Below are 25,200 nucleotides of genomic sequence, written 5' to 3'. Positions count from 1 at the left end.
GCAGCAGTTGCGGTTGTGCATGCTGTGCACTGCGTGGCGCTGCCTGAACCTACGGCGCGCCGTTTCCACGGGAGGGACGAAGCCTTGTCCATCACGTCAACCGGTGATAATTCGCCAGAGAAAGTTGATCCATCAGATTCAGCAGCGCGGATCCGGGCCCGGGTCGAGGTACCGGTACGTTTGGCCAACGGTGAATGGCACACTGCCGAAACGATCACATTCTCCGGACTCGGCGACGGGCAGGAGCACATCGCGGTGTCCTTCGCCCCCGGGGCGGCCGTCCCGCTGGTGAGGCTCCACTCGGAGTGCCTGACGGGCGATGTCTTCGGTTCCGGTCGTTGTGACTGCGGACCACAGCTCGCCGAGTCGCTGCAACTGGCCGCCGAGTCGGGAGGCATCCTGCTCTACCTCCGTCAGGAGGGGCGCGGTATCGGCCTCTACAACAAGCTGGACGCCTACCGCATCCAGGACGAGCTGGGCCTCGACACCTTCGCCGCCAATCGTGAGCTGAACTTCTCGGACGACTCGCGCGATTACCGCGCCGCCGCTCAGATGCTCCACACCCTGGGCGCGACCCGCATCCGGCTGCGCACCAACAATCCGGATAAGGCACGGCAATTGATCGCCCATGGGGTCAAAATCGAGGAAGTCATCCCGACCGGCATCTTCAAGACCGAACGTAATCACGGCTATCTGCGCGCCAAAGTCGAGCAAAGCGGGCACACCATCGCCCTCGTAGGGGAGTCCATATGATCCAGCATCGAGGTCCGATCAGCGGCATCGCCGCCTGGCAGGCCGAGTACGTGGCCACCGCCGGGTATGACAACCAGGTCATCTGCTGGGACCAGAGCACCGGCCGGGCCCTGGCCCGGGCGAGCCACGATCATCTGGCCAATCAGTGCGTGTTCTCGCCGGATGGCCGGTATCTGCTCACCTCGTCCAGTGACTACACGGCCCGGCTGTGGACCGTGCCGGACCTGCGCCTGGTGGCGGTCTTCGCCGAGCAGCAGGACGACGTCGAGATGTCGGTGTTCCATCCGTCGAAGGAACTGATCGCCACCGCCTCTCGCGATCACCGGGTGCGGGTGTACGACTTCACCGGTCGCCTCGTCACCACCTTCACCGGTCACACCGCGGACGTCATATCCGTCGAGTGGGCGCGCGACGCCGATGAGTTGATCTCCTCCAGCGATGACGGCACCATCAAGCGCTGGTCGCTGGCGACCGGCGGGATGGCCGCCGACCTGGACATGGACGGGGTGGAGACCGACACCATCGCCATTTCCTCCGACGGGGTCATCTTCGCGGGCAACGACGACGGCCAGATCATCGTCGTGGGGCCGAAGGAGCGGACCGTGATGCCCGCCCACGAGGCCGGCATCAAGCGCCTGGTGCTCGACGACTCCCGCGGTTTGCTGGTGAGCCTCAGCTACGACCGCACCATGCGGCTGTGGAGCGTCTCCTCCGGCCTGCCCGAACTGCGCGACACCACGGAGCTGCCCGACGACGTATGGCCGCGCTCCTGCGCGTTCGCCGGCGGCTCGCGGCTGGTCTTCGCCACCTTCGGGGCGCGGTACCGCGGGTACGACTACGAGGCGCGGGCCTGGGACACCGGCGTGGTTCCGCCCACCGGTGGGGTCAACGCCGTCCTGCCCGCCGACGGCGGCACCGCGCTCACGGTCGGCGACGCGGGGCTGGTGCGCGACGACGGAAGGGCGGTGGCCGAGACGGGCAGTCTCTGCAACTTCCTGACCCCGCTGGGCGGTCTGGTCCTCACCGGGGGGCAGCTCGGCAAGGTCTTCGACGCCTTGACGGGGCGTGAGCTGTACCAGCACCGGTCCCCGCTGAACTGCGGAGTCGCCTTCGAGCGCGATGGTGAGCGGTACGCGGTCGTGGGGACGTACACGGGCGAGGGCCTGTTGCTGAAACTCGGCGGCGACGGTGGTGTCAAACATGTCATGGACCTGCCATTGCATACCAATGCCGTCAAGGGAATCGCGGTGTCGGGGGACTACCTCTTCTCCGTCGCCGCCGATGCCTCCGCCACCTGGTACCGGATCTCCACTCTGGAGCGGGCCGCCACTGTCGACGACGTGCACGAGAAGATCGCCAACGGCTGTGCGGGGCTGGGCGAGGGCTGGTTCGCCAGTGTCAGCCGCGACCTGAAGCTGCGCATCTGGGACCCGGAACTGCGCGCGGAGACCCTTTCGACGCCGCACACCCACTCCATCAAGTGCGTGGCCGCCTCCGACGACGGCCGGGTGGTGGCCACCGGCAGCTACAACGGTCTGGTCGCGCTGTACGACCGGACGGACCGCAGCTGGCGGGAGAACGCCAAGCCCACCACGGCGGGCATCTCCTCCCTCGCGTACGACGCGGTGAACAAGGCGTTCGCCGCCTCGTCCTACGACGGTCAGGTGTACACGATCGGCGTCTGAACCGCGGACGTCCGAGGCGTGCCGGGGAAGAGCGGGTCCGTCCCGCCTTCCCCGGCCCCATGCCCGCGCATCGCCGCGGGATCTCCAGGCAGTGGCCGTATCCCCACAGGACAGGACTGCGCACCACCATGGACAGGTACGAGATAGCCGACCAGTACACGATCACCCCCGCAGCGGTGCCGCCGCCCGACCGGTCGGCCTACCACGCCGTGCTCCACTCCGACTTTCAGGGCCATTACGCCGACGGACGCGATGTGTGGACCGCCGAGCGGGCCATGCGGGAGACGCCGCTGCTGCTGATGCGAGCGCTCGGCGGGACCCAGCCCGCCCATGTTCCTCATGTTCTCGACATCGGCACCGGACACGGCCGCGACGCCGCCATCCTGCTCGACCACGGGCACCGGGTCACCGGGATCGACATCGTCACCTCCCCGGAGTGGCCGGCCGTCACCGCCGACCGGTCCGACCGGGCACGTTTCCTCACCACCTCCGTGATGGAGCTCGCGGGCTCGGCGGAGTACGACGCCGTCCTGGACAACGGCTGTCTGCATCACCAGCACCCCGACGACTACCCCGCCTATCTGGGGCGGATCCGCGCCCTGTTGCGGCCGGGCGGCCTGTACACCGTTTCGGTGTTCCAGTCGGCGGACGAGCGGGGCCGACTCTTCGTCAACGATGCCAGCCGCCTCTACCAGGAATTCACCACCGATGAACTGACCGCCCTCGTCACCGGACACGGCTTCGAACCGGTCGCCACGCATCTGGTGCCGCGCACGACGCCCGGCCTCAACTACCTGGTGGGCACCTTCCGCAGCACGGAGCCAGGCCAGGCGCCGCGCCGACCGTAGGCCCTTCCCCGATCACGGACCGGAGACTCTCGTGACCACCAGCCCACACCCCGCCGCCTCGACCGCGGTCATGGCCAATCCCAACACCCTGTCCGACCGGGCGGCCATGGGCCTTCCCGACATCTTCACGGCCCGTCTCGGCCCCTGGCCGCTGAGCGACCACCGCGACCTGCTCGCCGCCCCCGCCGACCTGCTCGTCGCGGTCGCGGAGGACCCCGGCCAGTCCTTCCTCCGGCGGTACGCCGCCGGGACCGTCCTGGGGCTCATCGGCGACCCGCGCATACGTCCCGATGATCCGCCGATGGCCGACATCCCGGCGGCCCGCGCCCGGCTCGGCCTGGCACCGGAGCTGGTCGGGGACGTCACCGAACGCTGGCGCCACGCGGGGGTGCAGGAGGACTGGATCGCCAAGGAGTGCCCCGTCCACGAGACGGACCTGGCGGCCTTCCGCATCGCGCTCCATCCGGTCACCAACGCCGAATATCGCCGCTTCCTCGAAGACACCGGCAGCACCCTGCTGCCCACGTCCTGGCGGTTCGGCGGCTACCCGGAAACGCTCGGCAATCACCCGGTGTGGACCGTGCCCGCCGAGGCCGCCGACGCCTACGCGGCCTGCCTCGCGAACCGCACGGGCCGGGCGTTCCGGCTGCCGACGGAGGCGGAGTGGGAGTACGCGGCCGCCGGACCCGCGGGAGCGGAGTTCCCGTGGGGCGACGAGTTCACCGCCGACCGGGCCAACACCGTCGAGCACGGCCCGCTGACCACCACCCCCATCGGGGTGCACCCGGCCGGCCGCTCGCCGTTCGGCGTGCACGACATGGCGGGCAACGTCGAGGAGTTCACCGCCGACGACTACCGCCCATACCCGGGAGGGGCCGTCGTCGACGACGACCTGGCGCTCACCCGCGGCACCTATCGCATCGCCCGCGGCGGCAGCTTCACCCGCTTCGGCGATCTCGCCCGCTGCCGCCGGCGGCACGGATGGTACGAGCGCGACATCTACGCCATGGGCTTCCGGCTCGCGGAGACGCCGTGACGGCCGGCGACATCATGGCGCGCGTGTCGCCCACCGAGGAGACCGCCATGCGCCGGGCCGTCGAACTCGCCGCCATCGCGCTGGGCCGCACCAGCCCCAATCCCGTCGTCGGCTGCGTCGTCCTCGACCCGGCCGGACGTACGGTCGCGGAGGGCTTCCACCGCGGCGCCGGACACCCACACGCGGAGGTCGAGGCGCTCACCGTCGCGGGCCGGCGGGCGCGGGGTGCCACCGCCGTCGTCACCCTCGAACCCTGCGCGCACCGGGGACGTACCGGACCGTGCGCCGAAGCCCTGCTGAACGCGGGGGTCGCCCGGGTCCTGTACGCGGTGCCCGATCCGACCCCCGGGGCCGCGGGCGGCGCGCGCCGGCTGCACGAGGCCGGGGTGGAGGTCGTTCCCGGCGTGCTGCGCACGGACGCCGAGCGGGTCAACGAGCTGTGGCTCACCGCGGTCCGCCGCTCCCGGCCCTGCGTCACCTGGAAGTTCGGTGGCACTCTCGACGGCAGATCGGCGGCGCCGGACGGAACCTCCCGATGGATCACCGGGCCATCCGCGCGTGAGGACGTGCACGTCCTGCGCGCCGCGCACGACGCGGTCCTGGTGGGATCCGGGACGCTGCGCGCCGACGATCCCCATCTGGGGCTGCGCCACGCGGTGCAGGGCGACCCGCCACTGCGGGTGGTGCTGGACCGCACGGGCGCCATCCGGTCCGACGCGCGCGTGCTCGACGACGCGGCGCCCACCCTCGTGGTCATCGGCCACGGCACACCGCACCCGCGACTGCCGGGTCCCCACGAGGTGCTGGAGGTGCCCGTCACCGATGCCGGGCTCGACATCGCGGCGCTGGCCGACGAGTTGTACCGGCGTGGTCTGCGCTCGCTGCTCCTGGAGGGCGGTGCCGGGCTGGCGGCGGATTTCGCCGCGCGGGGCCTGCTCGACCGGGTGGTCGCCTATCTGGCACCCATGCTGCTCGGCTCCGGTGGGCGCCCGGTCCTCGACGGCTTCGGCGCGCGAACGCTGGACGAGGGCGTGCGGCTGCATCTGGACGAGGCACGCCGGATGGGCGACGACGTACGGCTCGTGCTCCGTACCGAGCCACTGCCCGGGGAGGCGGGATGACACCCCGGGTCGCGGTCATTCACCACAGCCGGCGCGGCACCATGCGCACCCTGGCCGCACTGGCCGCCGAGGGAGCCCGGGCCGGCGGTGCGGCGGTGCGGCTGCTGCGGGTGGCGGAGGACGACCCGCCCGTCATGGCGTGGCCGGAGCGCGTCGCGGAACCGGAGGACGTGCTGTGGGCGGACGGCCTGGTGCTGGCGACCCCGACGTACTTCGGGAACGTGTCGGCCGATTTCAAACGGTTCCTGGAGACCACCAGCCCGCTGTGGCGCAAGGGGCTGCTGGCCGACCGCATCGTGACCGGCATGACCTCCTCCACCTGCACTCACGCGGGCCGTGAGGCGACGCTGCTGGCGCTCCACCAGACCGCCTTTCACTGGGGTTCCTGGGTGCTCGGCGCGGACCCGGCCGACCCGGTCTTCGGGCCCGCGGGCGGAAATCCGTACGGCGTGTCCGCGGACAGCCGCCCGGACGGGGCGGGCGCCGAGGCGCGCAGCGCGGCCCGGAGCCTGGGCCACCGGCTGGCGGACCTCACCGCCCGGGTACGCCCGTCCACCGAGGGCCCGGCCGGCTCCGCCGTACCCGGTCCCGTCAAGGTGACCGTGGTGCACTGTGCGGACGACGGTCGCGCGCGGCTGATGGCGCAGGAATGCGCGGCCGGTGCCCGCTCCGTGGGCGCGCGGGTGCGGCTGCGGCGGGTCGCGGGCGCGGGCCGGCGGCGGGGACCCGTGGCCGCCACCGCCATGCGGGAGGACGTGGCCTGGGCGGACGCGGTGGTCTTCGGCGCCCCGGCCCGGCTGGGCTGCATGGCCGCGCCACTGCTGGACTTCGTCCAGTCGCTGGCGTCCGCCGACGGGCGAGGGCCGCTGTGGGGCAAGCCCGCGAGCGGGTTCGTCACGACCGCGCTCACCCACACGGGCAGCGAGTCGGCGCTGCTCGCCTTCCACCATCTGCTGCTGAACGGCGGCGCGGTGGTGGTCCCGCCGGGCTTCACCGACCAGGCCGTCTTCGAGGCGGGCGGGAACCCGTACGGCACCTGCGACGTGCGGAGCGCGAGCGCGGTACCGACCAGCGCGGCCCTGGCGGCCGTCGCGTACCAGGGGCGGCGCACGGCGATGGCGGGCGACCTGCTGCGCCGCCCGACCGCGGCCCCTCACCCCGGGCCGGGCGAGCGGGCCGGGGGCAACGAGAACACCGGAAATCTGGGAGGACTGCGGGATGACCACGCTGCAATATGACGAGATCGGCGAGGAGTACGAGGGCGTCAAGTCGCTGCCGATGGCGCGCTACCCGGAGCGGGCCGGCTTCCTCGGGATGCTGGGCGACATCCGGGGCAGGTCCGTGCTCGACCTGGCCTGCGGTACGGGCTTCTACACCCGGCAGCTCAAGCGGCTCGGCGCCGCGGAGGCGCTGGGGGTCGACATCTCGGGGGAGATGGTGGCCGCCGCCCGGAGCATCGAGGAGCGCGGCCCGCTCGGGGTGCGCTACGAGGTGTGCGACGTCACCGAACTGCCGCCGCCCGAGCGGCCCTTCGACTTGGTCACGGCCGTCTATCTGCTCAACTACGCCGAGGACGCGGCCGCGATGGAGCGGATGTGCCGCGGAGCGCACCGGAGCCTGGTGCCCGGAGGCCACTTCTACGCGCTCACCCAGGCCCCGGACTTCCGCTTCGACGGACCGTCCACGGACAAGTACGGCTTCCGGTACCAGGCGGAGGGAGAGAACGGGAACGGACCGCTGATGCGTATTACGGCGCTCCTCGACCCGCCGGTCGAGTTCGTGGCGGGATGCCCGCCCCATGAGGTCTACGAGCGCGCTCTGCGGGCAGCCGGCTTCGGCCCGGTGGAGTGGGTGCCGCTGACGGTGCCCGAGGAGGGCGAGGCGGCCCTGGGGAAGGCGTTCTGGACGGACTTCCTGGCCAACCCGCCGCTGGCCATGCTGCGCTGCCGCGCCTGACGACGAGACCCGCCGGAAACGCCCGCGCCCCGCCGCTGTAGAGCGGCGGGGCGCGGGCCATGGCGGCCGCCGGTCACAGCCAGGGCATCGAGTCCTCCCCGGACCGCCGCGGGGACGAGGCGGCGCGGGCCGCCGTCTCGGTCTGCCGGATGTGGAGCAGCAGTCGCATGGCCACGGCGGGGTCGGCGATGAACACCCGGCCGCCGGGCTCCTCCCGCAGGAGCCGCCCGGCGTGCCGGACGATGGTGCGCGGCCCCACGCTCTGGCAGGCCGAGCAGAGCAGCAACTGCTCGACCTCGGTGAACGCGGCCGGATCGGAGGCGTCGTCCGCGGTCGTGGTCAGCACGGCCACCGGCTTGTCGGCCAGCGGGGATCCGGCCCTGGGCCATACGAGCCAGTTCAGGGCGTTGAGCAGGGCGTCGGGCGGCCCGGCCGCCGGCTCCGGTACGGCGAGCACCAGCGCGTCCGCGGCGGCCGCCCGGGCGCGCAGGGCCCGGACGTCGGTGGGCAGCGCGTCCCCGGGGCGGTCGCCGTGCGGCGGCAGTCCGTCCCGGGCCGGGTACACGTCCCATCGCAGGCCGTCGCAGTCGGGCCCCGCGAGCGCTCTCAGCAGCGGCTCGCCGAACGGGTCCGTCTCCGTTCCCGCGCAGAGCCCCAGCAGTTGGATGAGGTTCACGGTCGCCTCCTGGTCTTCCCCGTTGTGCCGTCGTGTGAGGGTGGCCGGGAGTCCTTCAGGACACTCCGGGCCCGGCCGGGGCGGGCGTTGCCCGGAGCCGTCGGGACAGGAGCACGCCGAGCAGCGAGAGGGCCGCGGTGAGCCCGAAGAGGCCGAACAGCGCCGCACGGGTGCCGACGTCGTAGTGCTGTGCGATGGCGATGGCCGCCCCGCCGAGCCCCGCGATCACACCGGTGGCAAGGGTCTGGGCGAGTTGCAGTGCGCCACTGATCTCGCCCTGCCGCTCCGCCGGTGCCTGCTCCATGGTCTCGGTGGTGGAGGCGTTGAACGCGATGCCCATGCCGATGCCGCCGATTCCCCATCCCACGATGGCGATCCAGCCCGGAATCGAGGGGGTGAGGATGACCAGCGCGATGACCGCCACACCGGCCAGCAGGACGGCGAACCCGAGCGCGACGCCACCGGTGCGGCTGCCCTGCCCCTTGCCGTCCCGCTTCGCCTGGAGCGCGGACCCCAGCACCCAGGTGATCGCGCCCGCGGACAGTCCCAGGCCCGCAGTGGTGGAGCTCATCCCGTGCAACTCCTGGAGGCCGAGCGGCAGGTACGCCTCGCTGCCGAAGTACGCGCCGCACAGCAGGCCGCGGATGACGGTGCCGGCGCCGAGCCCGGCGCGCGCGGTCAGGGTGCCCTCCGGGGTCACCTGGCGCAGCGCGGGCAGTGCGATGGCCACGCCGAGCAGGGAGAGCGGGATGAGCAGGGCGAGGTTCTCCAGCAGGAGCGCCTGGAGCAGCAGACCGGTGCCCGCGGTGAGCAGGACGGCGCCGGCCAGCGGCCCCTTCCACCAGGGCAGGGCGGGGGCGGTGTCCGCGGCCGTCTCGCCGTCCCCGGTGCGGTTCAGGCGGCGCAGGCCAGGAAGGGTCAGCAGCGCGGCGACGGCGATGATCGGCAGCATGAGCAGGAACACAGCGCGCCAGGTGGTGTGGTCCGCGAGCGTGCCGGTGATGACCGGGCCGATGAGGGACGGGATGGTCCACGCGGAGGAGAGCAGCGCGAACATACGGGCCCGCAGGTGTGCGGGATAGGCGAGTCCGATGACCGTATACGCCATCGCCATGACGGCGCCGACACCGAGTCCCTGGGCGAACCGGCCGAGCAGGAACAGCGGCCAGGAGGTGGCCGATCCCGCCAGCGCGCAGCCCGCGGCGAAGACGAGCATGCCGCTCGCCGCGGGCCGCCAGGGGCCTCGCCGGTCGGCGGAGCGGCCCGCGAGGACGGTGCCGATGATGTTGGCCAGCATCAGCGCGGACAGGCCCCAGCCGTAGGCCCCGAGGCCGTCCAGTTTCCGGGCGATGCCCGGCAGCACGGTGGCCACGCCGAGCGATTCGAAGGCGACCATGCTGACCGAGAGGATCACGCCGAGCGTCAGGGCCCGGTACGGACCCGCGAAGACGCTCTCCGCGGGCTGGGGTTCCGCCGTGCCCGGCGGTGCGAGGGGCTCTTCGGTGGCGTCCGTCGTCTTGCCGGCCTGCTGGGACATGTCCTCACTCCTCGCCGAAGTATTTACATTACGTTCCGGAACGGAAGTGAACCATATCTATACTGCTGCCATGGCGAAACCCCCCGAAGCACCGGCCCCCGCGGAGGAATCGGTCAACAGTCAGCGCTCCGGCAGGCCGCGCGACGCCCGCATCGACACGGCCGTGCCCAGCGCGGTGATGGAGATCCTGGACGAGGTGGGCTACGGGAACCTGACCCTGGAAGCGGTCGCCGCCCGTGCCGGTACGAGCAAACCCGCCCTGCGCCGCCGATGGCGGTCCCGCCAGCACCTCGTGGTGGACGCGCTCGCCGAGCACATCGGCACCGAGCCCACCCCCGACACCGGCTGTACGCACTGCGACCTCATCGCCGGGGTGAGCACCCTCGGGCACGCGGCCACCACCGCCGCGATGGGTCGGCGCGTACTCCCCGCCCTGGTGGCCGACCTGGCCGGGAACCCGGAGCTGGAGGCGGCCTTCCTGGAGAAGTTCTTCTCCCCCCGCCGCGCGTCGACGGCCGAGGCCCTGCGACGGGGCATCAGCCGCGGGGACATCCGGGCGGACGCCGATGTCGATTTGCTATTGGACATGCTGGCGTCGACCACGTACTACCGGATGCTCTTCGGGCATCTGCCCGTCACGGCCACCCTTGCCGAGGATGTGGTCGAAGTCGTCCTCGCCGGGGTAGCGACTGATCAGTGGCACGTCCGGCATGGGCGCCAGGGGAGCCTCCGCACTTGACCGAGTGCCGGGGTGTACCGGGGCGTCCTGACCGCGAAGGATGAGGGATGGCTTTGCTGGGCCGAGAATGCGAAGTGTCAGCCCTGGAAGGGGCCCTGGCTTCGGCGGCTTCCGGGATGGGAGTCAGCCTTCTGCTGGAAGGAGACATCGGCACCGGCAAGTCACTCATGCTGCGCACCGCTTTAAAATTCGCACGTGGCAAAGACTTCGAGGTGATCTCCGCCCGCGCCCGGCAGCCCGAACGTGCGCTGCCGGGTGGCGTACTGCACCACCTGCGCGACCAGCTTCTCTCGCTCGTCGGCGGACTCGGCTCCCGTCCGGGCGTCCCCGCCTCCGCGGCCGTCGCCACGCACCGGCTGGTCGTGGCGCTCACCGACCGGACGCCGCTGCTGGTGTGCGTGGACGACCTTCAGTGGACCGACCCCGAATCGCTGCACTGGCTCGGCCACCTCATGGCGCGGCTCGAAGGGCTGCCCATCGTGCTGCTCTGCGCTCTGGGGCGTGACTACGTGCACCTCAGGGACGCTGAGCAGCGGTCTTTGGGCACGGCCACGCTGACCGATGCCGTTTCCGGTTTCCACCAGCGCTTCCTGCTGCAGGGGCTCAACGCCGACTGCGTCGGCTATCTCCTGGCCCGTACCTTCGGCGAGCCGGTGAGCACGGACATCGCCCGGGCCTGTCGCGCGGCAACCGGTGGGAATCCCCTGCTCGTGCAGTCGCTCCAGCGCGAGCTGCGGCGCAGCGACACCGGCCTGGCCGAGCTCTCCGCCGAGCGCGTCGCGGACATCGGCTCGGTGGAGGTGGCGGAGACGCTCGCCGCCCGTCTCGAGCCGTGGTTCCCCGGTGTCGGCCGGGTCCTCGAGATCGTCGCCGTCATGAGCCCGGTCAGGCACTGCGCCGTCGTGGCCCCGCTCATCGGCGTCACCTCCGAGGAGGCCGCCGACATGCTGTACACGTTCCTCCGCTGCGGCATTCTGGTGAAGACCGCGGCGGGCATCGGCTTCAGCCAGCCCATGATCCGGGCTTCGTTCCTGGTGGCCATGCCACCCAGTGAGCGGGCGCGGCTGCACGCGGAGACCGCCAAGGCGCTGCACGCGGAGGCCGCGCCCTGCGACGAGGTCATCGCGCATCTGGTCGTCGCCGCGCCGATCGGCGAACCCTGGGCCTGTCAGCTCCTCATCAATGCGGCCGACTCCGCCCTGGCCGATGGCGACCTGAACAAGGCCAGGACCTGCCTGGAGCGTGCCCTGGACGAGTGCGGGCCGGCGGAGCAAGCCGTACTGCTGAGGCGGCTGGGTCACGTCGTCCTCATCGACGACCCCGACGCGGCCATCGCCTCGCTCCGCGGCAGCCTGCGGCTCCTCGAGGGGACAGGCGAGGCACGCGTCCTGGTACTCCTCGATCTCCTCCAGGCCATCCTGCTGACCGGCGACATCGCCGAGGCATCGCGCGTCGCGGAGGGCGCCCTGACGGAGTTCGAGCACCGTGGCGCCGACGTGGAGTCGCGCCGGGCCATCGGCGCCGCGGCCGGGGTCCTGGCCCTCATGCACGGCGGAGGAGGAGTGCGGCCGGTGCCCCCGGAGGTGAGAACCGGTGCCACCGCCCCCTGGGTGACACGCCTTGAGGCGGCCTGGTGGGCCCTGAGCGCCCAGTGGCGCGGCACAGGGCGCACCGAGGCCGTGCGCTGGGCGCGTCTGGGGCTCGGCCAGACCTCCGGCCAGGTTCACGTCCACGTTCTGCCGCGCCTGTGGCTCGTCCTCGCCCTCTTCTGCGCGGGTGAACAGACGGAGGCGGTGGAGAAGTGCCGGACGATCGTGGACCAGGCGACCGCCGCGGGCTCCAGCACCATGGCGGCGCTGGCGCGGTCGGTGCTGGCCGAGTGTGCCTTCCGGGCGGGCCGCATCGAGGAGGCCGCGGAGGAGGCGCGCAAAGCGCTGGAGCACGGCCGTGGCCGCGCGTGGCTGGGTTCCGCGCAGGCCCGCTGCTGGCTGGGAGGCATACTCCTCGAATCGGGTGATGTCGGCCAGGCCCAGGAACTGCTCGTCGAAGACCGGACCGTGAGCACCACCCCGGACGTGCTGATTCCCACGCTGCTGTTCCACCGGGGGAGACTGCAGATCGAAGTCGGGTGGACCGCCGCGGGGCTGGCCGACCTGGAGGAGTGCGGCCGGCTACTGGCCCAGCGGGGCTGCCTGAACCCCGCAGTGTTTCCCTGGCGCTCCGAGGCCGCCCTCGCCCACGCACGCCTCGGCGACCCCGCCGCCGCGGACCGGCTGGCGCGCGAGGAACTCGACCTCGCCCGCGAGTGGGGGGCGCCGACGTCCATCGGTGTCGCCCTGCGCGCACTCGGCCTCCTGGCCCGTGGCGACCAGCGGACCGCCCTCCTGGAAGAGGCGGTCGGAGTACTCCGGGAGGCCGACGCCCCGCTCGAAGAAGCGCGCGCCGTGCGTGACCTCGGCCGCGAACTCCTGCGGACGGGCAAGGCCCGGCAGGCCCGGACCGAACTGCGGGCGGCCCTGAGGCTTGCCCAGAAGTGCGGAGCGGAGGGGCTCGTGGGCACCTTGGGGCAGGACCTGGCGGAGGCCGGCGCGAGGCCGCGTCGCGGTACCGAGATCGGGCCGGCGTCCCTGACCCCGGCCGAACGCCGGACCGCGCTGCTCGCGGCCCGGGGGCTGACCAACAGGGAGATCGCGAACCGGCTGTACGTGACGCGCCGCACGGTGGAGATGCACCTGAGCAGGGTGTACCGGAAGCTCTCGATCTCGGATCGACGCGATCTGTCCGTCGTGACCTCCGACCAGACCTCCGGCGAGACCTCCGATGAGATCTCCGCACCGCCGTCACCCGCCCCGGCGCCGGTGCGGTCGACGGTCGTAGGCCCCCTCCTCCCCAGGTTGAGGTGAGGACCTGTCGGGTCCGGTGGTATCCGGTGTACGGAGCCGATCCGTGGCCATAGGGTGACCGCGTGAGCATGAACACGCCCCCGGGCTGGTATCCCGATCCCGGTTACGCAGGCAGCGGCCCCGCCACGCACCGGTGGTGGGACGGCTCCGCCTGGACCGAGTACACGCGCGACGCCACCGCCCCGGCGGACCCGCCCTTCGGCCCGCCGCCCGTGCCCGGCTATCCGCCCGGCCAGGACGGCGGCCGGGGGCTCGGCCGGGGCCCCCGGGTCGCGGTGCTCGCGCTGTCCGTGGGCGCCGTGGTCGCCGCGATCATCGGCGGCATCGTGCTGCTGGGCGACAGCGGGGACGACGGTGAGGGCGACCGCGCGAACCCGCTGCCAACCGCCCCCGCCCCGCCCGGAGGCGGCGGCGACGCCCCCTCGGACGCCCCGTCCGACCTGCCCACCGACGGCCCCAGCGCGCCGCCCACCGACGATCCGAGCATCGCCCCGGACGCCACCAGCGGCATCAGCCTGCCCGTGCTGACGGGCTGGCAGGCGGGCCGCAGCAGCTCCGGCGGCGCGGGCGTGACCACCTCGCGCTACCCGTGCCCCAACGACCCCTCCACCGACTGCGTACGCGGCGGCGCCTTCTCCCGCACCGCGAGCGGCTTCAAGGCGGACACCGCCAAGGGCATCGCCGAGGAGGACATAGCCCAGAACGCCGAGCAGGCCTACGGCACGGACGACGACACCGACCGCAAGGCGTACGGCGGGATCACCTCGCACAAGCGGCTCAAGGAGGAGGCGGTCGACGTCGCGGGGGAGCAGGGCTATCTGGTGCGCTGGAAGGTGATGACGAAGAAGGGCGACGACGGATACGTCCAGTCCCTCGCCTTCCCGTCGCCCACCGTCCCCGACACCATGGTCCTGGTGCGCTTCGGCTTCGACGTGAGCGACAAGGCACCGCCGGTCGCCGACATGGACAAGATCGTCAAGGGTATCGAGGCACTGGCGGGCGACGGCCGGTCCATATAGCTGTCCGGCCGGCTACCTGTCCCTCTGGCTACCTGTCCGGCCGGCTACAGGAAGGTGTGGCCCTCGCCCCGGTACGTCGGTACGGAGTCCACCACCCGGTCGTCCTCGACGAGGTGCAGCGTCGCGAACCGCTCACACAGCTCACCGGCCTTGGCGTGCCGGAACCACACCTTGTCGCCGATCAGCAGATCGTCGGCGGGCGTGCCCAGCAGCGGGGTCTGCACCTCGCCCGGGCCCTCCTGCGGGTCGTAAGCCAGCCCCTCCGGCAGATACGGCACCGGCAGCCGGTCCCGGCCCGCCGCCCCGGACGCCGGGTAGCCGCCGCCCAGCACGGTCACCACGCCCACGCCCGGGCGGCGCACCACCGGCTGGGCGAAGAGGGCGGCCGGGCGCCCGCGGAAGGACGTGTAGTTGTCGAACAGCCGCGGCTGGTAGAGCCCGGACCCGGCGGCGATCTCCGTCACCGCGTCCTCGGCGGCGGTGTGCTGCACGCTGCCCGTGCCGCCGCCGTTGACGAACTCCAGGTCCGCCACGGCGCGGACCGCCCGGACCGCCGCCGCCCGGCGGACCGCCAGCTCCCGGCGGGCCGTGCTCTGCATCAGCCGGATCGCGCGGGAACGCAGCGGACTGCCGGTCACCGCGTCGCCGACCCCGGCCACATGGCCCTCGTAGCCCATCAGTCCGACCAGCCGGAAGCCGGGGCGGCGCTCGACCGCCCGCGCCAGGGCGGCCAGCTGCTCGGGGGTGCGCAGCGGGGAGCGCAGGGCGCCGACGCGTATCCGGCCGCCCAGCATCCGTAGCGACGTGTCCAACTCCAGGCAGACCCGGACCACTTCGGTTCCGGCGCGCACACTCTCGATCAGGTCGAGCTGGCCGATGTCGTCCACCATCACGGTCACGGCGGCGGCCAGCTTGGGGTCGCTGGTCAGGGTGGCGTAGCCGTCCCGGTCGGTGGACGGATAGGCGAGCAGGACGTCGTCGAACCCCTCGCGGGCCAGCCACAGGGACTCCGCGAGCGTGAAGCTCATCAGCCCTGCGAAGCCGTCCCGGGCCAGGACGCGTTCCAGCAGCGCCCGGCAGCGCACCGACTTGCTGGCCACCCGGATCGGCTTGCCTCCCGCCCGGCGTACCAGGTCGCGTGCGTTGTCGTCGAAGGCCCTCAGGTCGACAATCGCCACAGGCGCGTCGAGATGGGCGGTGGCCCGGTCGTAACGGGCCCGGTCAGCGGCGGAAGCGGACATGCGGTGAAGCTTGCCAGACCGCGATTACCGCTGGGTAGAGGGCAGCCGATGCGGAGGGTACCCGGCGCCCCGTAGAGTGTCGCGCACGCCACGACCGGCAGGTCAGCGGCGTGATGTCCGTATTCGGGCCCGCCTGCCCGAAAGGCGGTGGGGCGGCGCGGGGAACCGGACGGAGCGACGTGAACCAGGTCTCGAAGGGCGCGAGGGGGTGCCGGTGAGCGCGGACGCGGAACAGGCGCACTCCTCTCGTCGTACGCCCCCACCTCGCCCTGTGCACCCTCCGCGCACCGCGCCCCTGCCCCGGTCCGCGCCCCCGGCGCGCAACGTCACCCCACCGAGCGCCCCGCCCGGCTTCGGGCCACCGCCCCGCGTCGGCCCGCCCGGGTTCGGCCCGCCCGGCTTCGTACCGGACCCGGACACCCCCGTGCTCGGCGTCCCGCCGAAGGTCCCCTTCCCCCGGGGCACCGCCCGCGGCGGCCAGCACACCGGCCACAACACCGGCCACAACACCGGCCGTACCGGCGGCCGGAACGCCTCCGCCGCCGACCCGACCCGCCTGCCGCCGCTCCCCACCGCCCCGCCGCGCCCCACCGCGGCGCCGGGCGCCGGAACCGGCCACCACCGCCCGCGCAGCCGTACGGTGGCCGCCGCCATCGCCCTCATCCTCGGACTCGGGCTGCTCGGCGGCGCCGCGGCGGGCAGCTGGCTGGGCGACAGCCCCGACGCCGCGCCCTCCGCCGCCGACCGCTACGCCACCGCACGCGCCGCCTGGCACAGCGCCCCGGTGGACGACCTCTTCCCCCGCACCCTGAACGGCAAGGGCGACGGCCCCGGCGGCGCCGACCGCGTCTGGACCCGGATCGCCGTCGCCCCCGACAGCAGCTGCGGCGGCGGCTTCGACCCGCTGCTCGCCAAGGCGCTCTCCCCGGTGGGCTGCGAACGCCTGCTGCGCGCCACCTACACCGACGCCACCAGCACCAGCGTGACCACCGTCGGCCTGCTGATCACCTCGGCCGACCCCGCCGGGATGAAGGCCCTGCGGGAGCGCTTCACCGCCGACAAGCTGGCCGAACGCACCGATCTGATGCCCCGTCCGTACGCGGGGAAGGGCACCGCCGCGGCCCGCTTCGGCGACGACCAGCGCGCGAGCTGGCACATCAGCGTCCTCACCGACGCGCCCGCCATCGTCTTCTCAGTCTCCGGCTTCGCCGACGGCCGCGAGGTCACCGACCCGCAGTCGGCGGACGAGGCGACCCGGCGCGGCGCGACCTCCGCCCCCGCCCAGTCCGGCCTGGCCAACGACGCCCGCGGCATCGCCGACGCGACCGAGGCCGCCTTCCGCCGCGCCCTCTCCGAGGCCCCCGAGCTGGGGAACGGCTCATGAAGACCGCGCGGCGCATCGCCGTGAGCCTCGCCGCCGCCGGGCTGACCCTGGTGCCCGTCGCCCCCGCACAGGCCGACGGCATCCAGGCCCAGGAGTGGGCGCTCGACGCCCTCCACACCCGCCAGGCGTGGCAGACCACCAAGGGCGCGGGGACAACCGTCGCCGTCCTGGACACCGGCGTCGACGACCAGCACCCCGACCTCAAGGGACACGTGCTGCCCGGCAAGGACCTCATCGGCTTCGGCGCCGGGCGCGGCGACCGCCCCTGGGCCCGGCACGGCACCGCGATGGCGGGCATCGTCGCGGGCAGCGGACACGGCTCGGGCGGCGGCGAGGGCGTCATGGGCGTCGCGCCCAAGGCCCAGATCCTGCCGGTGCGGGTGATCCTGGAGGACGGCGACCCGCAGCGCGCCAAGGCGCGCGGTACCCGGGGCGGCGCGCTCGCGAAGGGCATCCGCTGGGCCGCCGACCACGGCGCCGACGTGATCAACCTGTCCCTGGGCGACGACAGCGCGTCGGCCCACCCCGAGCCCGCCGAGGACGCCGCCGTGCAGTACGCGCTGCGCAAGGGCTCCGTCGTGGTCGCCTCCGCGGGCAACGGCGGCGACAAGGGCGACCGCGTCTCCTACCCGGCCGCCTACCCCGGCGTGATCGCCGTGACCGCCGTCGACCGCTACGGCAGCCGCGCCGCCTTCTCCACCCGCCGCTGGTACGCCACCGTCGCCGCACCCGGCGTCGACGTCGTCATAGCCGACCCCGACAAGCGCTACTACGAGGGCTGGGGGACCAGCGCCGCCGCCGCCTTCGTCTCCGGCGCCGCCGCCCTCGTCCGCTCCGCCCACCCCGACCTGAGCCCGCGCCAGGTCCGCCGGCTGCTGGAACAGACCGCCCGGAGCCGCCCGTCCGGCGGCCACAGCGACGAGCTGGGCGCGGGCGTGGTGGACGCGGCGGCGGCCGTCAAGGCGGCGGCGAAGGTGAAACCCGAGCCCCAGCAGCCCGCCGCCGAGGCCGCGCCGCGGCGCTTCTTCGGCACCGGCCCCACCCGGCCCCCGACCTCCGGCGGCGAGGGCGGCGTCAACGGGACGGCCCTGTTCGCCGCACTCGCCGGGGCAGGCCTGGTGGCCGCCGCGATCGCCCTGTGGCGCGGCAAGGGCCCCCTACGCACCCCCCACGCCCTACGCCGCGTCACCACCCCGCGCACGCCCCCTCTGCCCTGACCTACCGGGCGCGCTGTCCGCCGTACGCCGCGCGCGCCACCGCAGGTGCTGGGCGTTCCGGTAGGCCCCATACGTCCCCTGCGTCCCCTGCGCGGTTGAGCCCCCCGGAGGCGCCGGGTGGGCCGGGCGCCGTACGGGCACCGGCCGACCCCGCCGTGCTGGGCACCGTACGCGCCGCCCGCCACGGGCCGCGCTGGGAGCCCCGGTACGCCCCGTACGTCCCCTGCGCGCTGAGCGCGCCCCGCAGCTGCCGGGTGCGCCGGGCGCCGCACGGGCACCCGGTCGCCCACCCCACCCCACCGCGCTGGGCGCCGTGCGACGCGTCGCGATCCACGCGCGCTTGGGCGTCCACGCGCGCCGGGTGCCCCGTACGCGCCGGGCGCTTGTGCGATGTGCTGGCCACCCGTACGCCGTCTCCGCGCCGAGCGACACCCATCTGCCGGTGGGTGCCCGTTCTCGCTGGCGCGCGTACGACGCGCCGGGCGGCTATACGGGCTGGGCGGCCGGTGCGCACCGGGTCCTCCGTACGCGCTGGCGGCTTCGGCGTGCTGGGCGCCGTGCGTCGCGCGCGCCAGGGTACGAGCCGCCCGCCGCCTCCGCGTTGAGCACCAGCCGTGCGCCCTTGGGGCACCCGTACGGGGCACCCGCCGCAGGGCGCGGCGGGTGCCCCGTACGGGCTGGGCGCCGCCGGGCCGCACGTCTGGAGGCCGCTCGTGCGCGTCGGCGTCAGGGGGCTCCGGGTGAGCCACGGCCCACGGCCCCTCCGCGTCGGGCAGATCCGTGACGCCGGGCCGTCTACGCCCGCAGCTCCGTGGCCGCTCCCACGGCGGCTCGGGCGGCCTGTTCTACCAGGGCCACGCCGGTGTTCATGTTCTTGCTGCCGTCGGAGAGCACCGCCACCAGATAGGTCCGTCCGCTCGCGGTGACCTGGCCGATGCTGTTGACGTCCCACAGCCCGGTGGTGCTGCGCGGCAGCCAGCCGTTCTTCAGCCGGGTACCCGCGCCCGCGTCCGCGGCGGCCGAGACGCCCCAGTCCTGGCCGGTGGTGACCTGGCCCATGAGCTTCCGGACGTACGTCTGCGAGCTTGCGTTCAGCGCCGAGGCGTCTCCGAACACCGCGCGCAGCAGCTTCAGCTGATCGGCGGCGGTGGTCCGGGTCAGCCCCCACAGCCCCGCCCGGCCGCCCCGGGTGCGGGTGAGACCCAGCCGGTGCTGCGCCGCGTCGAGCCCGTCGGCGCCGCCGATCGCCTTCCACAGCGCGGTGGCCGCGTCATTGTCGCTGTGCTCGATCATCACGGTGGCGGTGTCGCGCTCCTTCGCGGTCAGCCCGCGCCGCTCGTCCTGCGCCTTGAGCAGCAGCGCCGCGAGGATGCCGACCTTGACGATGCTCGCCGTGTCATACGTACGGCTCCCGTACGCCGCGCTCGCGCCCGACCGGGTGTCCAGGAGGGCCACCGCGAACTCCCCGTCGCAGTCGCGCGTCACCGGGGCCAGCGCGTGGCTGAGCGCCGTGCGCAGCGTACGAGCCGATGCGGCGGGCGGTGCCGCCGATGCCGTCGAGGGCGCCCCGGCCCCGGTCACCCGCTCCACGCCGCCTCCCTGGATGTCGCCCGCCGCGCACCGCGGCCCGGCGCTCGGCCGCAGCTGGGCCCGCACCGGTGAACTGGTGGCCGCCCCGCACCCCAGCAGGGTCGCCGCGAGCGCCGCCACGGTCACGACCACGGCCGGGCGGCGCGCTCTGCGACAGGGGCCGCGGCCCCGGTCCATCCCCATCCCCCCTGATATCCCCCCAGACGTGTTCGTCTTCATGGAGGGCGAGGCTAGACGGCCCCGCCACGCGACGGGGGCCAAGGTGATGAACAACCCATGAGAAAGACCTCACGGCGGCCCCGATACCCTCATGGAGTGGCGCTCAAGAACATTCCCGACCCCGGCTTCTCCGGCGACGACGGCTCCGCCGACGCCCGCCTGACCGCGGCGCTCGCCGCCTGGGCCGACGACCGCACCGCCGAACCCGAGGTGCTGGCCGCGCTCACCGAGGCGCGGCTGCTCGTCCCTGTGGTGGCGCTCCTCGGCGAGGTCGAGGAAGGGCCCGACGGGCTGCGCCGCGAGAAGACGAGTGACATGGCCGTGCCGACGCTGGAGGCCCCCGGCGGCCGCCGCGCCCTGCCCGCCTTCACCTCCCTGGAGTCCCTGGCCCGCTGGCGCCCGGACGCCCGGCCCGTCGCCGTACCGCTGCGGCAGGCGCTGGAGGCGGCCGCGCACGAGAAGGCCGACACCCTCGTGCTGGACCTCGCCGGACCGGTGCCGTACCAGGTCACCGGGCCCGCCCTGATCGCCCTCGCCGAGGGCCGTACCAGCGCCGATCCGCTGGCCGACCCCGCGGTCGCCGAGGCGGTACGGACCGTCCTGGCCGCCGAACCGGAGGTGGTCCGCGCCCATCTGGCCCCCGCCGCGGACGCCGACGGCATGCTGGCGCTCGCCCTGGCCCCGCACGCCCCGGCGCGCGAGACGGCGCAGCGGGTGGCGGGCGCGCTGGCCGCCGATGAGACGCTGCGGGCCAGGCTGGTGCGTGGGCTGACCCTGGCGCTGCTGCCGCCGGACGCGACGGTGCCCGGGGAGCCCCTCTTCAGCCGCTGATCAGCGGCGATGCGTTCACTACAGGCGAAATCACCCGATACGCCCCACAATGCATAGGGCAACTGGCGGTCCGAGCGATGCGAGGAGAACGCCATGGAGACGAGAACGGTCGTATCGGAGTTCACCGGAACCGCGCTGCTGGTCCTCTTCGGCGTCGGTTCCCTGGTCCTGGCAGGCGACTACATCAACGCCCTCGGCATCTCGCTCGCGTTCGGCTTCATCCTCATCGCGCTCGCCTACGCGTTCGGCCGCATCTCGGGCTGCCACATCAACCCGGCGGTCACCCTGGGCATGCTGCTGGCCGGGCGGATGGACATCCGCAGGGCCGTCCAGTACTGGGTCGCGCAGCTGGTCGGCGGGATCGTCGGCGCCGCCGTGCTCTATCTGCTCGCCAAGCAGGTGCCGAGGCTGCGCACGTACGAGGCGTTCGGCAGCAACGGCTACGGCGGCCGGTCCCCGGTGGGCATCGGCGCGGGCGGTGCCTTCCTCGCCGAGGTGCTGCTCACGTTCCTGCTGGTCTTCGTCTTCCTCACGGTGACCCAGAAGGTGACGCTGTCCGGTATCGAACCGGTGCCGATCGGGCTCGCGCTCGCCGCCGTCAACCTGGTCGGCATTCCGCTGACCTGGACCTCCGTCAACCCGGCGCGCAGCCTCGGCCCGGCGCTGTTCGCGGGCGGCGGGGCGCTCTCCCAGCTGTGGCTGTTCCTGGTCGCGCCACTGGTCGGCGGGGTGCTGGCGGCCGTCGTCCACCGGTTCACCCACGTCCACCCGGCGGCCCAGGCGGAGGAGCGGGCCACGGAGCCGCGGCCCGGCCCGTGGGGGCGGATGCGCGGCGGGCACCGCCCCGAGACGGGCGGGCCCGAGGCGAAGGGCCCGGAGGCGGCGTGACCCTGAGGGCGCCGGGGGCGTACGGGAAGACCGGGTCTACGGGAAGGCTGGGCCTACGGGGAGACCGGGCCTACGGGGAGACCGGGCCTACGAAAAGACCGGCCCGGTGAACTTCTCGCCCGGCCCCTGGCCCGGCTCGTCCGGGACGGCCGACGCCTCACGGAAGGCGAGCTGCAGCGACTTGAGGCCGTCCCGCAGCGGGGCCGCGTGGAAGGAGCTGATCTCGGTGGCGCTCGCCGTGATCAGACCGGCGAGCGCGCTGATCAGCTTGCGCGCCTCGTCCAGGTCCTTGTGCTGCGGGCCCTCCTCGGCCAGCCCCAGGTTCACCGCCGCGGCGCTCATCAGGTGCACCGCGACCGTCGTGATCACCTCGACCGCGGGTACGTCCGCGATGTCACGGGTCATACGGTCGAAGTCCGGGGTCGGCTGCCCGCTGTTGGCGTCGCTCATGGTGGTCGGAGGCTCGCTTCCTGGTGGATGATGGCCTCCACCCTAGGACGCCGCCCACCGGCCGCTCGTACCGGACGGGGGAACCGGGTGTGTGACATGGACGACGGGTCCCCGGCGACCGCCCGGTGAGCATCCCTCGCGGGTCCTGGTATCGTAGATAAACGACCGGCCGGTCACTCGCGTGTCCGGCCCACAAGTGGAGGCTCCGCACTCCCACCTCCCGACCTCAGGTCGGCAGGTCATCGGTCAGGCTGCGCCCCGCGGTGATATCGCGGCGGTGCTCCCGGTCAGTGAGGAGCCCCGCCTGTGTACCGTCCGGGGCTTTTTGTGTTTCTCGGCTCGGTGGTCTCTATACAGACGTAACGCGGCAGTCCGCCAGGCGGTCGCGTGGTGCAACCGAGGAGGATTCATTAGCGCCGAGCCCCGCATCAACGACCGGATTCGCGTCCCCGAGGTGCGACTCGTCGGTCCCAGTGGCGAGCAGGTCGGCATTGTGCCGCTTGCCAAAGCCCTGGAGCTTGCGCAGGAGTACGACCTCGACCTCGTCGAGGTGGCGGCGACCGCTCGCCCGCCGGTCTGCAAGCTCATGGACTACGGAAAGTTCAAGTACGAGTCGGCCATGAAGGCCCGTGAAGCGCGCAAGAACCAGGCGCACACGGTCATCAAGGAGATGAAGCTCCGGCCGAAGATCGACCCGCACGACTATGACACCAAGAAGGGTCACGTCGTCCGGTTCCTCAAGCAGGGCGACAAGGTCAAGATCACGATCATGTTCCGTGGCCGTGAGCAGTCCCGGCCCGAGCTGGGCTTCCGGCTGTTGCAGCGGCTCGCCGAGGACGTCGAGGAGCTGGGCTTCGTGGAGTCCAACCCCAAGCAGGACGGCCGAAACATGATCATGGTTCTCGGTCCGCACAAGAAGAAGACCGAGGCGATGGCCGAAGCCCGTGAGGCCCAGGCCGCCCGCAAGGCCGAGCGCCAGGGCGTCGGCCACGCGGAGGAGATCGCCGAGGAGCCCGCCGAGGAGCCCGCCGAGGCGTGACAACGAGGCGCGAGCCTCGACCGCCCACCCGCCCGGGACCCCCGCCGGTCCCGGACACCAACCGAAATACCTGACGCTTCCGTACGCCGGATCGCGGTACCCCCCGCGCCTTCGGCCGCCCGGACAGCGCCCCCGACGAGGAGTGAACGGCGACATGCCGAAGAACAAGACGCACAGCGGTGCCAGCAAGCGTTTCAAGGTCACCGGCTCCGGCAAGGTCATGCGCCAGCGCGCCGGTCGCCGCCACCTTCTCGAGCACAAGCCGTCCACGCTGACGCGCCGCCTGGCCGGCAAGGTCGAGATGGCTCCGGCCGACGCCAAGAAGATCAAGAAGCTTCTCGGCAAGTGACGCACCCGCCCCGCCCAACCGGCGGGGCGCGCGTCAGGCCGACCGGGACCTATTCGTTTCCGGGCCGTGTGAGTCACCCGCGGCCCCGTACAAGGAGTTAAACAAGTGGCACGCGTCAAGCGGGCAGTCAACGCCCACAAGAAGCGCCGGGCGATCCTCGAGCAGGCCAGCGGCTACCGCGGCCAGCGCTCCCGCCTGTACCGCAAGGCCAAGGAGCAGGTCACCCACTCTCTGGTCTACAACTACAACGACCGTAAGAAGCGCAAGGGCGACTTCCGGCAGCTGTGGATTCAGCGCATCAACGCTGCTGCCCGCGCCAACGGCATGACGTACAACCGCCTCATCCAGGGTCTGAAGGCCGCCAACATCGAGGTGGACCGCAAGATCCTCGCCGACCTCGCGGTCAACGACGCCAACGCGTTCGCCGCGCTGGTCGAGGCGGCGCAGAAGGCGCTGCCGAGTGACGTCAACGCCCCGAAGGCGGCCTGACCTCACGCCGACGGACCCGCAGGTGCCCCGGGCACCTGCGGGTCCGCGCGTGTAGGCGCCCCCGCCGCCGATGACCCTCCCGGGGTTTCGTTGCCGGGTGCGCCCCGGTGGCCGGGTGTCGGCGTCCGCCGGTGTCTCCCTGGGGTTTCGTTGCCGGGTGCGGTCCGGTGGCCGGGTTGTGCCCACCCGTTCCGCCCCGCGGAACGATTGCCCACAACCATGCTCAATCGGCGGGCCTGCCCGCCCACGGGCCCGGCACCCCTCTCCGGGGGTCCGGGGGCTTGCCCACGGTTTCGGGAAGGGGCGGGGTGGGGGTACAAACCGGGCCGCACCCAACGACCGCACAACACAGAAGGCGCACCCCATGGCGACCCCCGCCCCCGAGCTGACGTCCCTGCGATCGCCACGCGTCACCGCGGCCAGACGGCTCGCCAAGCGCAGCTTCCGCGGCAAGGAGCGCCGGTTCCTCGTGGAGGGCCCGCAGGCCGTCCGCGAGGCGATCGCGCACCTGGTCGAGGTGTACGCGACCCCCGAGGCGGCGGCCCGCCACACCGGCATCGTCGAGGCCGCCCGCGCCGCCCGCATCCCGGTCCTCACCGCGACCGACGAGGTGATCGCGGAGATGTCCGACACGGTCACCCCCCAGGGCATCGTGGGCCTCTGCCGCTTCCTGGACTCGCCGTTCGAGGAGATCCTGCGGGCCCGCCCCCGGCTGGTCGCCGTGCTGGCGAACGTCCGCGACCCGGGCAACGCCGGGACCGTGCTGCGGTGCGCGGACGCCGCCGGGGCGGACGCCGTCGTGTTCACGGACGCCTCCGTGGACCCGTACAACCCGAAGGCGGTACGCGCCTCCGTGGGCTCGCTCTTCCACCTCCCGGTGGCCACCGGCGTACCCGTCGAGGAGGCCGTCGGCGGCCTCAGGGAGGCCGGGGCGCGGGTGCTGGCCGCGGACGGGGCGGGGGAGCGCGACCTGGACGCGGAGCTGGACGACGGGGTGCTCGGCGCGCCCACCGCCTGGATCTTCGGCAACGAGGCCTGGGGCCTGCCGGAGGCTACCCGCGCACTCGCGGACGAGGTGGTGCGCGTTCCGATCCACGGCAGAGCCGAAAGCCTCAATCTCGCGACGGCCGCCGCCGTGTGCCTCTACGCCTCCGCTCGTGCGCAGCGCGCTCCCGCAGGGTGCCGTTCCGTGACCGGGACCTAGTAGGGTTTGCCCCCACACGAGGCCCA

General features: G+C 73.1%; 23 protein-coding genes. 18 read left to right on the top strand and 5 right to left on the bottom strand.

Annotation, left to right across the window (positions count from 1 at the left end; all coding sequences use genetic code 11):
* Nucleotides 1-90 precede the first annotated feature (90 nt).
* The 7 genes from ribA (at nucleotide 91) to ABZ370_RS20760 (ending at nucleotide 7,399) form a co-directional block, all read left to right on the top strand.
* Nucleotides 91-753, top strand: a complete 663-nt coding sequence (gene ribA, locus ABZ370_RS20790; RefSeq protein ID WP_358622876.1) for a GTP cyclohydrolase II — start codon at nucleotides 91-93, stop codon at nucleotides 751-753.
* The gene (locus ABZ370_RS20785) at nucleotides 750-2,438 is read left to right on the top strand and encodes a WD40 repeat domain-containing protein (protein WP_358622769.1); all 1,689 of its coding nucleotides are present in this window, start codon (nucleotides 750-752) and stop codon (nucleotides 2,436-2,438) included. The genes ribA and ABZ370_RS20785 overlap by 4 nt, the downstream gene beginning before the upstream one ends.
* Before the next feature lie 128 nt (nucleotides 2,439-2,566).
* The gene (locus ABZ370_RS20780) at nucleotides 2,567-3,286 is read left to right on the top strand and encodes a methyltransferase domain-containing protein (RefSeq protein ID WP_358622767.1); all 720 of its coding nucleotides are present in this window, start codon (nucleotides 2,567-2,569) and stop codon (nucleotides 3,284-3,286) included.
* Nucleotides 3,287-3,356: 70 nt separating this feature from the next.
* A complete protein-coding gene (locus ABZ370_RS20775; protein WP_358622874.1) occupies nucleotides 3,357-4,322 on the top strand; it encodes an SUMF1/EgtB/PvdO family nonheme iron enzyme in 966 nt (321 codons plus the stop codon).
* 14 nt (nucleotides 4,323-4,336) lie between these two features.
* Nucleotides 4,337-5,443, top strand: a complete 1,107-nt coding sequence (gene ribD / locus ABZ370_RS20770) for a bifunctional diaminohydroxyphosphoribosylaminopyrimidine deaminase/5-amino-6-(5-phosphoribosylamino)uracil reductase RibD (RefSeq protein ID WP_358622872.1) — start codon at nucleotides 4,337-4,339, stop codon at nucleotides 5,441-5,443.
* Complete coding sequence (locus tag ABZ370_RS20765) at nucleotides 5,440-6,681, top strand: flavodoxin family protein (protein WP_358622765.1); 1,242 nt, start codon at nucleotides 5,440-5,442, stop codon at nucleotides 6,679-6,681. Before ribD ends, ABZ370_RS20765 begins: the two co-directional genes overlap by 4 nt.
* On the top strand, nucleotides 6,662-7,399 hold the full coding sequence (locus ABZ370_RS20760; protein WP_358622763.1) for a class I SAM-dependent methyltransferase: 738 nt from the start codon (nucleotides 6,662-6,664) through the stop codon (nucleotides 7,397-7,399). The genes ABZ370_RS20765 and ABZ370_RS20760 overlap by 20 nt, the downstream gene beginning before the upstream one ends.
* Nucleotides 7,400-7,472: 73 nt before the next feature.
* On the opposite strand, the gene ABZ370_RS20755 is transcribed toward ABZ370_RS20760, so the two are convergent.
* Nucleotides 7,473-8,075, bottom strand: a complete 603-nt coding sequence (locus tag ABZ370_RS20755) for an NAD(P)H-dependent oxidoreductase (RefSeq protein ID WP_358622761.1) — start codon at nucleotides 8,073-8,075, stop codon at nucleotides 7,473-7,475.
* 55 nt (nucleotides 8,076-8,130) lie between these two features.
* On the bottom strand, nucleotides 8,131-9,612 hold the full coding sequence (locus ABZ370_RS20750) for an MFS transporter (RefSeq protein ID WP_358622759.1): 1,482 nt from the start codon (nucleotides 9,610-9,612) through the stop codon (nucleotides 8,131-8,133).
* A gap of 70 nt (nucleotides 9,613-9,682) precedes the next feature.
* Here ABZ370_RS20750 and ABZ370_RS20745 point away from each other — a divergent pair, with 70 nt between their 5' ends.
* The 3 genes from ABZ370_RS20745 to ABZ370_RS20735 all read left to right on the top strand — a co-directional run bounded on the left by ABZ370_RS20745 (nucleotide 9,683) and on the right by ABZ370_RS20735 (nucleotide 14,273).
* Nucleotides 9,683-10,351 (top strand): TetR/AcrR family transcriptional regulator, encoded by a 669-nt coding sequence (locus tag ABZ370_RS20745; RefSeq protein WP_358622757.1) that lies wholly within the window; start codon nucleotides 9,683-9,685, stop codon nucleotides 10,349-10,351.
* 47 nt (nucleotides 10,352-10,398) lie between these two features.
* Nucleotides 10,399-13,254 (top strand): AAA family ATPase, encoded by a 2,856-nt coding sequence (locus ABZ370_RS20740; RefSeq protein ID WP_358622755.1) that lies wholly within the window; start codon nucleotides 10,399-10,401, stop codon nucleotides 13,252-13,254.
* A 68-nt stretch (nucleotides 13,255-13,322) separates the two neighbouring features.
* A complete protein-coding gene (locus ABZ370_RS20735) occupies nucleotides 13,323-14,273 on the top strand; it encodes a DUF2510 domain-containing protein (protein WP_358622869.1) in 951 nt (316 codons plus the stop codon).
* A gap of 44 nt (nucleotides 14,274-14,317) precedes the next feature.
* On the opposite strand, the gene ABZ370_RS20730 is transcribed toward ABZ370_RS20735, so the two are convergent.
* On the bottom strand, nucleotides 14,318-15,514 hold the full coding sequence (locus tag ABZ370_RS20730) for an amino acid deaminase/aldolase (RefSeq protein ID WP_358622753.1): 1,197 nt from the start codon (nucleotides 15,512-15,514) through the stop codon (nucleotides 14,318-14,320).
* A 271-nt stretch (nucleotides 15,515-15,785) separates the two neighbouring features.
* Between ABZ370_RS20730 and ABZ370_RS20725 the strand changes: the two genes are divergently transcribed.
* Nucleotides 15,786-16,898, top strand: coding sequence for a hypothetical protein (locus ABZ370_RS20725; RefSeq protein WP_358622751.1), 1,113 nt, complete (start codon nucleotides 15,786-15,788; stop codon nucleotides 16,896-16,898).
* Nucleotides 16,895-18,115 carry a type VII secretion-associated serine protease mycosin gene (gene mycP, locus ABZ370_RS20720; protein ID WP_358622749.1) on the top strand — a complete coding sequence of 407 codons (1,221 nt, stop codon included), beginning with the start codon at nucleotides 16,895-16,897 and terminating at the stop codon, nucleotides 18,113-18,115. The genes ABZ370_RS20725 and mycP overlap by 4 nt, the downstream gene beginning before the upstream one ends.
* A gap of 795 nt (nucleotides 18,116-18,910) precedes the next feature.
* Here the strand turns inward: mycP and ABZ370_RS20715 are convergent.
* The gene (locus ABZ370_RS20715) at nucleotides 18,911-19,882 is read right to left on the bottom strand and encodes a serine hydrolase (protein WP_358622746.1); all 972 of its coding nucleotides are present in this window, start codon (nucleotides 19,880-19,882) and stop codon (nucleotides 18,911-18,913) included.
* A gap of 138 nt (nucleotides 19,883-20,020) precedes the next feature.
* Here ABZ370_RS20715 and ABZ370_RS20710 point away from each other — a divergent pair, with 138 nt between their 5' ends.
* The gene (locus ABZ370_RS20710) at nucleotides 20,021-20,755 is read left to right on the top strand and encodes an SseB family protein (protein WP_358622744.1); all 735 of its coding nucleotides are present in this window, start codon (nucleotides 20,021-20,023) and stop codon (nucleotides 20,753-20,755) included.
* 93 nt (nucleotides 20,756-20,848) lie between these two features.
* Nucleotides 20,849-21,643, top strand: a complete 795-nt coding sequence (locus tag ABZ370_RS20705) for an MIP family channel protein (protein ID WP_358622741.1) — start codon at nucleotides 20,849-20,851, stop codon at nucleotides 21,641-21,643.
* A gap of 87 nt (nucleotides 21,644-21,730) precedes the next feature.
* Here the strand turns inward: ABZ370_RS20705 and ABZ370_RS20700 are convergent, their stop codons facing one another.
* The gene (locus tag ABZ370_RS20700) at nucleotides 21,731-22,093 is read right to left on the bottom strand and encodes a DUF1844 domain-containing protein (protein ID WP_358622739.1); all 363 of its coding nucleotides are present in this window, start codon (nucleotides 22,091-22,093) and stop codon (nucleotides 21,731-21,733) included.
* Between the two features lie 409 nt (nucleotides 22,094-22,502).
* Here ABZ370_RS20700 and infC point away from each other — a divergent pair, with 409 nt between their 5' ends.
* From infC to ABZ370_RS20680, 4 genes are all read left to right on the top strand, one after another.
* A complete protein-coding gene (gene infC, locus ABZ370_RS20695) occupies nucleotides 22,503-23,132 on the top strand; it encodes a translation initiation factor IF-3 (RefSeq protein WP_358622866.1) in 630 nt (209 codons plus the stop codon).
* A 154-nt stretch (nucleotides 23,133-23,286) separates the two neighbouring features.
* Nucleotides 23,287-23,481, top strand: a complete 195-nt coding sequence (rpmI, locus tag ABZ370_RS20690) for a 50S ribosomal protein L35 (protein ID WP_358622737.1) — start codon at nucleotides 23,287-23,289, stop codon at nucleotides 23,479-23,481.
* A gap of 105 nt (nucleotides 23,482-23,586) precedes the next feature.
* Entirely contained in the window at nucleotides 23,587-23,970 is a 384-nt protein-coding gene (gene rplT / locus ABZ370_RS20685) for a 50S ribosomal protein L20 (RefSeq protein WP_358622734.1), read from the top strand.
* Nucleotides 23,971-24,334: 364 nt separating this feature from the next.
* On the top strand, nucleotides 24,335-25,174 hold the full coding sequence (locus tag ABZ370_RS20680; RefSeq protein ID WP_358622732.1) for an RNA methyltransferase: 840 nt from the start codon (nucleotides 24,335-24,337) through the stop codon (nucleotides 25,172-25,174).
* The last annotated feature ends 26 nt before the right edge of the window (nucleotides 25,175-25,200 follow it).

This window comes from Streptomyces sp. NPDC005962 (genome assembly GCF_040629205.1).
Lineage (GTDB): Bacteria > Actinomycetota > Actinomycetes > Streptomycetales > Streptomycetaceae > Streptomyces.
Note: the sequence above shows the minus strand (reverse complement) of the source record. Positions and strands in the feature narration are given on the sequence as shown.